This window comes from Moorena producens PAL-8-15-08-1, from assembly GCF_001767235.1.
GTDB classification, from domain to species: domain Bacteria; phylum Cyanobacteriota; class Cyanobacteriia; order Cyanobacteriales; family Coleofasciculaceae; genus Moorena; species Moorena producens_A.
Map to the genome: position 1 here is coordinate 3,872,539 of NZ_CP017599.1, position 13,661 is coordinate 3,886,199.

General features: G+C 42.8%; 7 protein-coding genes. 3 read left to right on the forward strand and 4 right to left on the reverse strand.

Annotation, left to right across the window (positions count from 1 at the left end):
- Nucleotides 1-2 precede the first annotated feature (2 nt).
- A complete protein-coding gene (locus BJP34_RS14355; protein WP_070392940.1) occupies nucleotides 3-6,065 on the forward strand; it encodes a non-ribosomal peptide synthetase in 6,063 nt (2,020 codons plus the stop codon).
- 16 nt (nucleotides 6,066-6,081) lie between these two features.
- On the forward strand, nucleotides 6,082-10,164 hold the full coding sequence (locus tag BJP34_RS14360) for a non-ribosomal peptide synthetase (RefSeq protein ID WP_070396668.1): 4,083 nt from the start codon (nucleotides 6,082-6,084) through the stop codon (nucleotides 10,162-10,164).
- An 83-nt stretch (nucleotides 10,165-10,247) separates the two neighbouring features.
- Here BJP34_RS14360 and BJP34_RS43285 read toward each other — a convergent pair whose 3' ends face one another.
- From BJP34_RS43285 to sufR, 4 genes are all read right to left on the reverse strand, one after another.
- Entirely contained in the window at nucleotides 10,248-10,406 is a 159-nt protein-coding gene (locus BJP34_RS43285; RefSeq protein WP_158517210.1) for a hypothetical protein, read from the reverse strand.
- 85 nt (nucleotides 10,407-10,491) lie between these two features.
- Nucleotides 10,492-10,749 (reverse strand): hypothetical protein, encoded by a 258-nt coding sequence (locus BJP34_RS14365; RefSeq protein WP_044494119.1) that lies wholly within the window; start codon nucleotides 10,747-10,749, stop codon nucleotides 10,492-10,494.
- Nucleotides 10,742-10,870 carry a hypothetical protein gene (locus tag BJP34_RS48875; protein ID WP_267876569.1) on the reverse strand — a complete coding sequence of 43 codons (129 nt, stop codon included), beginning with the start codon at nucleotides 10,868-10,870 and terminating at the stop codon, nucleotides 10,742-10,744. Before BJP34_RS48875 ends, BJP34_RS14365 begins: the two co-directional genes overlap by 8 nt.
- A gap of 122 nt (nucleotides 10,871-10,992) precedes the next feature.
- On the reverse strand, nucleotides 10,993-11,658 hold the full coding sequence (gene sufR / locus BJP34_RS14370; protein WP_070392941.1) for an iron-sulfur cluster biosynthesis transcriptional regulator SufR: 666 nt from the start codon (nucleotides 11,656-11,658) through the stop codon (nucleotides 10,993-10,995).
- Nucleotides 11,659-12,049: 391 nt separating this feature from the next.
- Here sufR and sufB point away from each other — a divergent pair, with 391 nt between their 5' ends.
- Nucleotides 12,050-13,489 carry a Fe-S cluster assembly protein SufB gene (sufB, locus tag BJP34_RS14375; protein ID WP_070392942.1) on the forward strand — a complete coding sequence of 480 codons (1,440 nt, stop codon included), beginning with the start codon at nucleotides 12,050-12,052 and terminating at the stop codon, nucleotides 13,487-13,489.
- Nucleotides 13,490-13,661: the final 172 nt, after the last annotated feature.

The window sequence follows — 13,661 nt, forward strand, 5'->3', positions numbered from 1 at the left end:
ATATGAAACAAATGCAAATGATAGAAGAGTTTTTATTTGAGCTTCGCAACCAAGATATCCAACTTTGGCTTGAAGGAGATCAACTACACTATAGTGCTCCTGAAGGAAAACTTACACCTACATTGCTAGCTCAACTGCGGGAACGTAAAGAAGAAGTCCTCAGCTTTTTGTACAGTGCCAAACAATCTGTATACTCACAGCAGTCTCAAATAAAACCTATAGAGCGAAATGGCAACCCCCCACCATTATCTTTCGCTCAACAAAGGCTATGGTTTATAGAAAAAATGGCCTTAAGTAGCAACGCCTACAATATGCCATTAACCTTACATCTAGTAGGGCAATTAGATTATATAGGCCTACAAAAAAGTATCAACCAAATCATTGCTCGCCATGAAACCCTGAGAACCACCTTCAGTGAAATCAACGGTACACCAGTACAAATAATTCAACCCTCCTTTGAATTAGAATTATCCAAAAAAGACCTAAGTGGGTTAACACCATCTCAGCAAACCACTAAACTCCAACAACTACTCCAACAAGAAAACGAACAAATATTCAATCTGGAAGTAGACCCCCCCATACGGGCTCAATTGTTTCAACTAGGAACAACAGAACACATACTGCAAATCACATTACATCACATAGCAAGCGATGGCTGGTCACTCACAGTATTACCCAAAGAACTCTCAGCCATTTACACTGCTACACTGGAAGAAAAACCATCCCCATTACCCTCACTACCCATACAATATGCCGACTTTGCAGTTTGGCAAAAGAACTACTTACAAGGTGAAACCTTAGAGACCCAACTCAACTATTGGAAGCAAAAGCTGCTTGACTTACCTCAACTACAACTACCCACAGACCATCCCCGACCCGCAGTTGAAACTTTTAATGGAGCAGGTATACCCATAAACATACCAGCAGCACTAACATCAAAAGTGAAACAACTAACCCAAAAGCAGGGAACCACCCTATTTATGACTCTGTTAGCAGCCTTCAAAGTATTACTGTCTCGTTACAGTGGTCAAGAAAGTGTAGCAGTAGGTTCACCCATAGCCAACCGCAACCGCACTGAAATAGAAGGGTTAATCGGTTTCTTTGTCAACTCCCTAGTCATGTATACAGACCTGGGAGGAGACCCTAGTTTTACAGAAGTATTAAACAGAGTTAAACAAACAGCCCTAGAAGCTTATGGTCACCAAGACATACCCTTTGAGAAGTTGGTAGAAGAGTTGCAACCAGAACGGACTCTATCGCAAAATCCTTTCTTTCAGGTAGTGTTTGCCGTTCAGCAGGAGGAAATCTTAAAACCATCCTTTAGCTTGCCTAACTTAGAAGTGGGTTGGTACGAAGGAGATGGAGTTGAGATGACAGTGCGGATGGATTTAGAGTTACATCTGTGGCCAGTAGGAGAAGAAATCAAAGGATTCTGTGCCTATAACCAAGACTTGTTTGAAGCCGAAACCATTACTCGTATGCTGTCACATTATGAAAACTTACTATCAGTAGCAGTAGAGACTCCAGAGCTACCTATTAGCCAGTTGCCATTAATGACAGAGCCAGAGCTAGACCAAATACTGGTGGAGTGGAACAATACCAAAACAGATTATCCAAATGATAAATGTATCCATCAGTTATTTGAGGAGCAGGTAGAGAAAACCCCGGATGCAGTAGCAGTAGTATTTGAAGACGAAAAGCTGACCTATGCTCAATTAAATAGCAAAGCTAATCAACTAGCCCATTATTTGCAAAGTCTGGGAGTCAAACCAGAAACCCTAGTGGGAATATGTGTAGAGCGTTCAGTCGAGATGGTGGTAAGTTTACTATCGATACTTAAGGCGGGAGGAGCTTATGTGCCATTAGACCCTAACTATCCGCCATCCCGTCTCAATTACATGGTGGAAGATGCTCGACTACCCATCATCTTGACTCAAGAAAAATGGAAACATGATTTACCTCAAACAACAGCTCAAGTAATATGTCTGGAGGCAGAGATACCAAAGACAGCAACTTCACAAAACCTCAAAGTATCAATAACATCAGAGCATCAGGCATACATGATGTATACCTCTGGCTCGACAGGTCTACCCAAGGGAGTGAACATCAGACATCAAGGAGTAGTACGACTGGTAAAAAATACCAACTATATTAAGCTCACAGAAGAAGAGATATTCCTACAATTAGCACCCATATCCTTTGATGCAGCCACATTTGAAATTTGGGGCAGTCTGCTCAATGGAGGAACTCTAGTTGTAATGCCACCCCATAAACCCTCCCTAGGAGAAATAGGAACAGCAATCAGGGAAAACCAAGTCACAACCCTATGGTTGAGTGCAGGATTATTCCAATTGATGGTAGAAGAGCAACTAGAAAACTTAAAACCAGTAAAGCAACTATTAGCAGGAGGAGACGTATTATCTGTCACCCATGTACAGAAAGTAGTAGAAAAACTGCCTGGATGTCAACTAATCAACGGTTACGGACCAACAGAAAACACCACATTCACCTGCTGTTTCCCAGTCAAAGCGGATAGTAATCTAGAAAAATCAGTCCCCATAGGCAAGCCAATATCCAACACCCAAGTATACATCCTGGACTCAAATTTACAACCAGTCCCCATAGGAGTGCCTGGAGAACTTCATATTGGAGGAGATGGTTTAGCAATAGGGTATCACAACCGCCCCGAACTGACATCCGAGAAATTTATTCCCAACCCTTTTGACTTGTCAAAAGTCAAAAATCAAAATTCAAAGTTATATAAAACGGGGGATTTAGGCCGCTACTTAGCTGACGGGAATATAGAATTTCTAGGTAGAATAGACCATCAAGTCAAAGTGCGAGGATACCGAATAGAAACAGGAGAAATAGAAGCACTCCTGAATTCATCCCCTCAAGTCAAGGAAACAGTAGTAGTAGCGAGAGAAGACAACCCAGGAGATAAACGCTTAGTAGCATACATAGTACCCGAAACTGAGATTACTACTAACTTCAACGACGAACTATCAGAAACCCAAGTAGATAGTTGGCAAGACATATTCAACCAACAAATCTACGACCAGCTCAGTGAAGTAACTGACCCCCTATTCAACACCAGAGGATGGATAAGCAACTATGACAACCACCCCATACCAGTAGAGCAAATGCGCATCTGGGCTGGGGATATTGTAACTCAAGTATTAGCGGCCAAACCAAAGAGTGTCTGGGAAATAGGTTGTGGTACAGGAATGCTGCTATTTCAAATCGCACCCCAGACACAAAAATATTATGGAACAGATATATCGAATGTCTCATTAGAATACATCAAAAAACAAATAGAACAGCAACCAGACAAATATAGTCATGTATCCTTAGCACAGAAACGAGCTGAAGATATGGCTGATGTAGCTCCTAACAGTTTCGATGCCGTATTGCTGAGTTCCATAGTGCAGTATTTCCCTAGTGTGGAGTATCTGTTGCAAGTAATAGAAAACAGTATCCGGGTAGTCAAACCAGGAGGGATAATTTTCTTAGGGGATATCCGCAGTTTGCCATTAATGAAAGCCTTTCACAGTTCAGTGCAACTGTATCAAGCAACTCCCTCACTGTCACGACAACAACTCAAAGAAAAGATAGACAGAAAAATGGAGCAGGAAACCGAGTTTTTAGTCTCACCAGAGTTGTTTGTAGCTCTCAAAGAGAAACACCCAGAAATAACTCATGTACAAATCCGTTTACAGAGGGGAACAGAACACAATGAACTGACTAAATATAGGTATAGCGTACTGTTGCATATAGAGGCACAACCAGGAACAGTAATAACACCGACTGTAGAAAGTGGAGCGGGTATGAGTGTTCAACAGATAGAAACTTATCTGCGAGACATTGGGCCAGAATCAGTTTGCTTTAGTGGTTTAGTCAATGGTAGAGTAGCTAATGATGTAGAGTTGGTAGAGTTGCTATCACAGCCAGAGTCAAAACATAATGTGCAGCAGTTGAGGCAAAAGTTAGAGTCAAAGGAAACCAAGAGCATCGACCCAGAGAGGTTATATGAACTAAGTGCATCTTTAGGGTATAACTTAGAGTTGTGTTGGTCTGCCCAGGGAAGTCCGGAATTGATGGATGGGGTATTTGTGCTCCGTGAGTTAGCCAAAGAAGGGATAGTGTTAACACCCCTGACTCAAAAATCAGTGGTAGCAGGTAACTGGCATCATTATGGGAATAATCCCTTGAATTCTCAGCTCGTCAAGCAACTGATACCGCAGTTGAGAGAATATATGGATTCCAGGTTGCCAGAGTATATGGTGCCATCGGGATATGTGGTGTTGCCGCAACTACCACTGACACCGAATGGTAAGGTAGACCGTAAAGCATTGCCTGTACCAGATGTTTTCAGTAGTGTGTCAACGGAGTATGTAGCTCCTGAGACGGAGACACAAAAGGTATTAGCAGAGATTTGGAAAGAACTGTTGGCCATAGAACAGATAGGTATACACGATAACTTCTTTGAAGTAGGAGGAGATTCAATTATTAGTATTCAAATAGTTGCCCGTGCCCAAAAAGTAGGTATTCAACTGACAACAAAACAGCTATTCCAAAATCAAACTATTGCCGAACAAGCAGGAGTGGCAGGAGCAATAGCCAGCGTGCAACATCAACAAGGTTTAGTGACAGGGGAAGTACCGTTGACTCCAATTCAGCATTGGTTTTTTGAACAAAATTTCCAACAGATGCACCATTTCAATCAATCTATGCTGTTATCAGTGTCACCCCAGATCAAACCAGATTTGCTATCAAAAGTAGTAGAAAAAATACTAGAACATCATGATGTCCTACGTTTGCGGTATCAGAAAACAAGTAATTCTTGGCAGCAAATAAATTCTGGTCTCTCAGAAAGTGTACCATTCCAAGTGGTAGATTTATCAAAATTCTCAGAAACTGAGCAATTAACACTCTTAGAGCAGACAGCAACAGCACAACAGGCCAGCTTAAACCTAACTGATGGTCCCATAATGCGAGTCGTGCTATTTAACTTTGGCAACCAAACTGAGCCACGTTTACTGATAATCATTCATCACCTAGCAGTCGATGGTGTTTCCTGGCGTATATTGCTAGAAGACCTATTTGAAGCATACGAACAATTATCTAGGGGAGAAACCATAAAACTGCCAGAAAAAACTACAGCTTTTCAAGACTGGGCAGTTCGTTTAGTAGAATATGGGCAATCTCAAAAGTTGCAGTCAGAACTGGAATATTGGTTAAATCAACCCTGGTCAGGGATAGTTTCCTTACCAATAGATTATCTAGAGGGAAAAGGCAACAACACTGTGGGCAATGCTGTCAATGTGACTCAGACATTGAGTCAAGAGAAGACAATAGCTTTACTAAAGGAAGTACCATCTGCTTACAATACTCAAATCAATGATGTATTACTCACAGCCCTAGTCCAGAGTTTAGCAGAGTGGGTGGGAACAGAAACAGTGCTAATAGACTTAGAGGGGCATGGACGAGAAGAATTATTTCCAGATGTAGATTTATCCCGCACAGTGGGGTGGTTTACCAGTATGTTCCCAGTACAGCTAAAACTGTCATCAGAAGAGATGGGGGAGGCGCTCAAGTCTGTGAAAGAACAGTTGAGGAACATTCCCGAACGTGGCATTGGCTACGGTATTCTGCGCTATTTGAATCAGGATGAACAAATCTGCACTCAACTAGCAGCATTGCCACAGGCAGAAATCAGTTTTAACTACCTAGGTCAGTTTAAGAGCAGTCAATCTCAACAAATGAGTATGCGAGGAGCCTGGGAGTCGGGTGGAGCTAATCAAAGTCCTCAAATAAACCGTGCCCATCTGTTGGATATTAATGCCTTGATTGTAGAAAGTCAACTACAAATTACCTGGACTTACAATAGTCGTATTCACGATCCTTTAACCATTGAAAGTCTAGCAGAAAAATACATAAATGCTTTGCAAAATTTGATTGCTCACTGTCAGTTACCGGAGGCTCAAGGCTTTACTCCTTCAGACTTTCCTGCGGTTGATTTGAATCAGAAAGAGCTTGATGATCTAATTGCAGAAATTAACTAACAATTATTTATTAGCAATGGTAGTATCACAAAAATCTCAAAAAAACAAAAATATTGAGTCGCTCTATCCCCTTTCTCCTATGCAAGAAGGGATCTTATTTCACACCCTTTACGACTCTAACTCTAGTGTTTACTTCGAGCAGATTTTACTAACACTCTCTGGTCAAGTCAATCAAGAGAGTTTAAAACAGTCATGGCAACAAGTGGTGCAACGACATGGAGTTTTACGTACCATGTTTGTTTGGGAGGGTCGTAAACAACCTTTACAAGTGGTGAGAAAACAGGTAGATTTACCTTGGAGCTATTTAGATTGGCAAGAGCTGTCCTTAAAAGAGCAACAGCAAAAACTAGAAGCATTTGTGAGGGAAAACAGGGAGAAAGGTTTTCAACTGAATCAAGCACCTCTGATGCGATGTACATTGATTAGGCTAGGGAATCAAACTTATAAATTGATTTGGAGTTTCCACCATATCCTTATGGATGGTTGGTGCTTGCCTATAATTATTAAAGAACTTCTGAGTTACTACGAATTTTGCAATCAAGGTAACAGAGGCAATCTACCGCCTGTACGTCCGTACCAAGATTATATTCTCTGGCTACAGCAGCAAAATCAAGCAGAGGCAGAAGAATTTTGGCGACAAAGTTTGGAAGGCTTTACGGCTCCCACTCCTTTAGTAGTAGAGAGAACACAACAAAAGGGAGTGCAAAATTCCTCTTCTTATCAAGAACAACAAATTACTTTAGGACAGACAACAACTAAAGCTCTCCGATCCCTAGTTATGGATCACCGTCTGACTATGGCTACTCTAGTGCAAGCAGCTTGGGCTTTGCTACTAAGTCGCTATAGTGGCAAATCAGAGGTACTCTTTGGGGTGACGGTATCTGGTCGTCCTGGTGATTTGTTGGGAGTAGAAAAGATGGTGGGGCTATTTATTAATACCTTACCATTACGAGTACAAGCTCACTCACAAGCCCAGTTAATTCCTTGGCTCCAGCAGTTAAACCAAAAACAGTTACAATTACAGGGATATTCTTATAGCCCCCTAGTTGAGATTCAACGGCTAAGTAAAATACCAACAGGAGTAGCTTTATTTCAAAGCATTTTAGCCTTTGAGAACTATCCCATAGATAGCTCTTGGCAGGAGTGGAGCAGCAATCTAAAGATCGCAGACATGGATAGCTTTAGTCAAACTAACTATCCCCTAACTGTAACCGCAGCATTAATAAATGAGACTTTAGGAGTCAAGATTAGCTATGATACCAGTCGTTTTGAAGCGGATACTATTACTAGGATGTTGGGACATCTACAAACTTTGCTAGAAGCCATGGTGGCAAACCCAAATATTGAGTTAGGGCAACTACCATTAATGAAAGAAGCAGAGCTAGACCAAATACTGGTGGAGTGGAACAACACGAAAACAGATTACCCAGATGACAAATGTATCCATCAGTTATTTGAGGAGCAGGTAGAGAAAACCCCGGATGCAGTAGCAGTAGTATTTGAAGACGAAAAGCTGACCTATGCTCAATTAAATAGCAAAGCTAATCAACTAGCCCATTATTTGCAAAGTCTGGGAGTCAAACCAGAAACCCTAGTGGGAATATGTGTAGAGCGTTCAGTCGAGATGGTGGTAAGTTTACTATCGATACTTAAGGCGGGAGGAGCTTATGTGCCATTAGACCCTAACTATCCGCCATCCCGTCTCAATTACATGGTGGAAGATGCTCGACTACCCATCATCTTGACTCAAGAAAAATGGAAACATGATTTACCTCAAACAACAGCTCAAGTAATATGTCTGGAGGCAGAGATACCAAAGACAGCAACTTCACAAAACCTCAAAGTATCAATAACATCAGAGCATCAGGCATACATGATGTATACCTCTGGCTCGACAGGTCTACCCAAGGGAGTGAACATCAGACATCAAGGAGTAGTACGACTGGTAAAAAATACCAACTATATTAAGCTCACAGAAGAAGAGATATTCCTACAATTAGCACCCATATCCTTTGATGCAGCCACATTTGAAATTTGGGGCAGTCTGCTCAATGGAGGAACTCTAGTTGTAATGCCACCCCATAAACCCTCCCTAGGAGAAATAGGAACAGCAATCAGGGAAAACCAAGTCACAACCCTATGGTTGAGTGCAGGATTATTCCAATTGATGGTAGAAGAGCAACTAGAAAACTTAAAACCAGTAAAGCAACTATTAGCAGGAGGAGACGTATTATCTGTCACCCATGTACAGAAAGTAGTAGAAAAACTGCCTGGATGTCAACTAATCAACGGTTACGGACCAACAGAAAACACCACATTCACCTGCTGTTTCCCAGTCAAAGCGGATAGTAATCTAGAAAAATCAGTCCCCATAGGCAAGCCAATATCCAACACCCAAGTATACATCCTGGACTCAAATTTACAACCAGTCCCCATAGGAGTGCCTGGAGAACTTCATATTGGAGGAGATGGTTTAGCAATAGGGTATCACAACCGCCCCGAACTGACATCCGAGAAATTTATTCCCAACCCTTTTGACTTGTCAAAAGTCAACCCCCCCCTTACCTCCCTCCTTGAGGGAAGTCAAAAGTCAAAATTATATAAGACGGGGGATTTGGCTCGGTACTTAGGGGATGGCAACATCGAATTCTTGGGTAGAATAGACCAGCAAGTAAAAATCAGGGGATATCGTATCGAAACAGGAGAAATAGAAGCAGTTCTCAATTCATATCCCACAGTTAAAGAAACGGTAGTAGTAGCTAGGGAAGACAACCCAGGAGAAAAACGTTTAGTCGCATACATAGTCAGCGAAGACAACTCCCTCAGCACCAGTGATTTACGTCATTTTTTGCAACAGAAATTGCCAGACTACATGGTCCCATCGGCCTTTGTCATTTTAGAAGCTTTACCTTTAACTCCTAATGGCAAGGTTGATCGCAAAGCTTTACCAGCACCAGAAGTAAAGTGGGAAAGAAATTTTCTCCTACCTCGCAATCCTGTAGAACGTCAACTTGCTCAAATATGGTCAGAAGTTCTGAATGTCTATCCCATCAGTATTCAAGACAACTTCTTTGACCTGGGCGGTCATTCCCTGATCGCTGTCCGTCTCATGTCTCAGATTGAGAAACAGTTTGGTAAAAATCTCCCCCTAGCTACTATCTTCAAAGGTCAGACAATTGAACAACTTGCAAGTATTCTTCAGGAGTCAACAGATTCTATTTCTTGGTCTGCACTCGTTCCCATTCAACCTAATGGTAATAAGCGACCTTTCTTCTTAGTACCTGGAGGTGGGGGCAATGTTGTTTATTATTCTTACTTAGCTCGCTACTTAAGTTCAGACCAGCCCTTCTATGGTTTGCAAGCTATTGGTCTTGATGGAGAATCAGAGCCTTATACGCAAGTTGAGGACATAGCTGCTCATAATATCCAAGAAATACAATCAGTTCAGCCTCAGGGACCCTATCTACTGGGTGGTCATTCTTTTGGTGGAAAGGTCGCTTTTGAAATGGCTCTACAATTACAAAAACAGGGACAGGAAATTGCTTTACTCGCAATCCTAGATACTACTGCACCAGAGCCTGGAAATAAGATAACAAGTCTCGGCTGGAATGATGCTATGTGGATATTACATATCGGGAAGTTTCTAGGATATCTATTTGGAAAAGAGCTAGAACTATCCTACGAAGCACTTGAACAACTAACTCCAGACGATCAATTAAACTACCTATTCAAAAAGTTGCAACAAATAAATTTTTACCCACCCGGGGCAGGGATTAAGCAACTTCGTGGTTTCGTCCGAGTTTTTAAGGCAAATAACCTCTCTTCTTATTTTCCAGAGGAAGTTTACCCTACTCCCATTACTTTATTTCGGGCTATTAACCCACACTCAGAAAAGGTTATGAAAAAAGAGCTAACTGAATATCTTAGTCCTCAAAAAATGAGTCTTCCAGACTGGGGTTGGAATCAATTTTCTAATGGATCGGTGGAGATTTGTGAAGTTCCAGGTGACCATATCTCGATGATAGCAGAACCTCATGTTCAGGTTTTAGCTCAAAAACTGATGGCCTGCATTGAACAAGCACAAGTGAAAGGCAAATAATCAGGACTTACGCAAGGGCACTATATAGGGTGGATCCTGGGGGCAGGGCTGTTCCATTCTAACAAAACCCAAAGCCTAGACCCTTAGTGGTGCAGAGGGCGTTGCTTAATAATGGAGCGATGCAGCGCGGTCTTGGGGGTTTCCCCCATGAGCGACTGCATCAAGACAATGATTTTAAGAGTAGGTGCGCGCCTTAAGCGGGCGAGTAAATCGCCCTTGGGTCGCACCTGTAGAATAGGCATCTTGCCTGTTCAAGATCTATTGGGGCAGGCAGGAACCAACTCTACTTCTATTGAATGAAAGACTGACGCAACGCTGTTGATCGCCTTACCATTTCAAAAATGCTGCCTCAACCCCTTGTTCTCGCCGAATCTTACTATCCTTCTCAAACCAATCGATGATCTGCTGATGGGTCAACTCTTCCATGGGCACCCCAGTATCTTGTGAAATATGCTTCAACAGTCTGAGGGAGGAAATCGTTAAACGAGTTAAGAATTTCTCTGGGGAAGAGAGCAATGCTTGGTCTACATCAGCGGATTCTTCCGGAGTTAAGAATTGGATTGAGGATTGCTGGGAATCAGCCATAAGGGTTTTCAAGGATTACTATAGCAATTCTATGACTTGTGAGGTACAAATTTCTGGTTTTTAGGGACTTCGGAGCAGGGAGCAGGGAGCAGGTAAGAGGGAAAAGGGAAGAGGAACCCACCCCTAACCCCTCCCAGGAGGGGAAGTGAGGGAAGAGGTAAAAAATAATGTGTACCTCATGAGTCCTAGAAACGCTATATATAATTTGTAAGCTGATAGCTTACAGCCTTAGTTATTGGCATGTTAGTTATTTGCTGGCCCTTTGATTAAATAGCCGCACTGATGCTCTCCATTATTTAGCCAGTGAGTACGCTCCACTGTACAATCTGGCAATACGGCGGCAAACATTTCCAATTCATGACCACACACACTGGGATAAGATTCGGCAACGTTGGAAATAGCACAATTGTATTCAGTTAAAATATACTGCTCCCTAACGCCATTATTTAAATTACCTGATTCTGGGGTGTGCCACTCTGCCATATAACCTTCTAGTCTACGCAGTTCTACTAACTTGGCTACTCGCTCTCGCACTGTACCATTCCCGATACACTCCCGGTATTCTTGAGCTTTACGTTGCCATTGCTTTTGTAGAATCGTGCTAGTCTGTTCACGACCCAAGGTTTCTGTCATGGTATCGAGCAGGGAAACGGAAAACTCTCCGTAATGATGGGGAAAGCGATCGCGTCCTTTGTGAGACAGGTGATAAATATGTTGAGGACGCCCCATACCAATTTGAACAGCTTTGTACTCAATTAGCCCTTCTGCCTCCAATTCTTTGAGATGACGTCGAATAGCTTGGGGGCTAACCCCTATGGCTGTGGCTAACTCCTGGGCTCTTGCTCGATCCTGTTTGAGGAGATATTGTAGGATGTCTCGCTTGGTGGAAGTTTGCTGAGTAGGCATCATGGGCTTCGGAGTTGGGAATGGGGTAACAGGGGAAGGGCACTCAGGCTTGCCTTTGGTGCTTGTTATGACCGTTATTACTATTAAATCTAAATTCCCTTGACTTTAACAACATGTTTGTTGTTAATATAACCTACAATAGAGTTAAACAACAAAAACGTTGTTTTAATCCACCCAGTAACCAGATCACATCCCGTGGGCATGAGGAAGCACCATATTATAGTTGTAACCGAAGAAAAAAGCAAGCCGCTGTCTTGATGCAGTCGCTAGCCGGAGTCTACAACCTCTAACCTTCCAAGCTGCCAACCTATTCTACGGGAAAGTCAAAGGCGAACAAACTATCACTGTGTTTGTAACTCTGTTGGATCCTTAATGATAAGAGAGCACTAAATCAATGACTGCCACTGTCAAGACATTAGTCAACCAGCCCTATAAGTACGGCTTTGTCACAGATATTGAAGCGGATACCATTCCTCGTGGACTAAATGAGGATATTATCCGTCTGATTTCGGCTAAGAAAAACGAACCCGAGTTCATGCTGGAGTTTCGCCTGAAGGCGTATCGACAATGGCAGAAAATGACCGAGCCAACCTGGCCCCATGTCACCTATCCTCCCATTGACTACCAAAAAATTATCTACTACTCAGCACCCAAACAGACGAAGGAAAAACTCAATAGCCTGGACGAAGTTGACCCAGCTTTACTGGAAACCTTTGATAAATTAGGCATTTCCCTATCTGAGCAAAAGCGGCTGGCTAATGTAGCAGTGGATGCCATCTTTGATAGTGTCTCGATCGCCACTACCTTCAAAGACAAGCTGGCTGAGTCGGGGGTAATTTTCTGCTCGATTTCGGAAGCTTTGCAAGAACACCCAGAGTTAGTGCGGAAATACCTGGGTAGTGTTGTTCCTGTGGCAGATAATTACTTTGTTGCTCTCAATTCTGCTGTTTTCAGTGATGGTTCCTTTGTCTATATTCCCAAAGGAGTCAAATGCCCGATGGAACTGTCCACCTATTTTCGGATTAATAATGGAGATACTGGACAGTTCGAGCGTACCCTAATTGTGGCGGAAGAAGGGAGCAATGTTAGTTACCTAGAAGGCTGCACTGCGCCGATGTACGATAGCAACCAGCTGCACGCAGCGGTGGTGGAACTGGTTGCCCTGGACAATGCTGAGATTAAATACTCCACCGTCCAAAACTGGTTCGCTGGGGATAAAAATGGTAAAGGTGGGATTTACAACTTTGTTACCAAGCGGGGATTGTGCAAGGGAGTCAACTCGAAGATTTCCTGGACTCAGGTCGAAACTGGTTCTGCGATTACTTGGAAGTATCCCAGTTGTGTTCTAGTCGGTGACAATTCCATTGGTGAATTCTACTCTGTTGCTCTAACCAACAATCTCCAACAAGCGGACACAGGTACCAAGATGGTGCATATCGGTAAAAATACTCGCAGCACCATCATTTCTAAAGGGATTTCTGCTGGTAAGTCCAAAAATAGCTACCGGGGTCTAGTTAAAATTGGTCCGAAGGCCAAGGGGGCGCGGAACTATTCCCAGTGTGATTCCATGTTGATTGGGGATACGGCTGAGGCGAATACGTTTCCCTACATTCAAGTCCAGAACAACATGGGCAAAGTGGAACACGAAGCCTCCACTTCCAAAATCGGTGAAGACCAGCTATTTTTCTTCGCTCAACGAGGGATTTCAGAAGAAGATGCCATCTCCATGATGGTGAGTGGCTTCTGTAAAGATGTATTCAATGAACTTCCCATGGAATTTGCTGCTGAAGCAGATAAACTTTTAAGCCTGAAGCTGGAAGGCACAGTCGGATAACTAAGGGTAATTAGGTTGAAGGTTAGCAGGTTGAAGGTTGAAGGTTGAAGGTTGAAGGTTGTTAGCAGGTTGAACGCGATCGCTTTCAGTTGCTAGTGGTGCTTCAGGGACGGGCTCGCCCTCATTTTATCGGTAGCCACTGTTGGGAAAGTCCGTCCCGTAACGCACCACC

Excerpts from the sequence above, each read along its gene's own strand:
- BJP34_RS14355 (WP_070392940.1), top strand. The coding sequence starts at position 3 with ATGAAACAAATGCAAATGATAGAAGAGTTTTTATTTGAGCTTCGCAAC.
- BJP34_RS14360 (WP_070396668.1), top strand. The coding sequence starts at position 6,082 with ATGGTAGTATCACAAAAATCTCAAAAAAACAAAAATATTGAGTCGCTC.
- BJP34_RS14365 (WP_044494119.1), bottom strand. The coding sequence starts at position 10,749 with ATGGCTGATTCCCAGCAATCCTCAATCCAATTCTTAACTCCGGAAGAA.
- sufB (WP_070392942.1), top strand. The coding sequence starts at position 12,050 with ATGACTGCCACTGTCAAGACATTAGTCAACCAGCCCTATAAGTACGGC.
- BJP34_RS43285 (WP_158517210.1), bottom strand. The coding sequence starts at position 10,406 with ATGCCTATTCTACAGGTGCGACCCAAGGGCGATTTACTCGCCCGCTTA.
- sufR (WP_070392941.1), bottom strand. The coding sequence starts at position 11,658 with ATGATGCCTACTCAGCAAACTTCCACCAAGCGAGACATCCTACAATAT.